Raw genomic sequence first — 393 nt, forward strand, 5'->3', positions numbered from 1 at the left:
TTTAATAAATAAGATTAAGACATTTATAGTCTTATAAGGCCCGTTGGTCAAGCGGTTAAGACACCGCCCTTTCACGGCGGTAACAGGGGTTCGATTCCCCTACGGGTCATCAGCCTTAAGGCTTGTATATAGATCTTTGACAGTGATATCACAGAAATAAGCCTAGAAATTACAAACACCACTAGAAATAATGATATGTTAACATGGCTCAATTCATGTAAGCGAATCTATGATTTGGATGAGACAAGAGTAGCTGGTCCGAAAGGACATTGCGATAATGTAAAATGAATGAGAGTTATGTTAGGCATTAATGATGTGCCGACGTGGCTCAATTGGCAGAGCAGCTGACTTGTAATCAGCAGGTTATCGGTTCAAGTCCGATCGTCGGCTTCA

General features: G+C 41.2%; 2 tRNA genes. Both read left to right on the forward strand.

Annotation, left to right across the window (positions count from 1 at the left end):
• Nucleotides 1-37 precede the first annotated feature (37 nt).
• Nucleotides 38-109, forward strand: a tRNA-Glu gene (locus C1Y58_RS00020).
• Nucleotides 110-317: 208 nt separating this feature from the next.
• Nucleotides 318-390: transfer RNA gene (locus tag C1Y58_RS00025), tRNA-Thr, on the forward strand.
• Nucleotides 391-393 lie beyond the last annotated feature (3 nt).

This window comes from Vallitalea okinawensis (assembly GCF_002964605.1).
Classification (GTDB): Bacteria; Bacillota; Clostridia; order Lachnospirales; family PQDH01; genus Vallitalea_A; species Vallitalea_A okinawensis.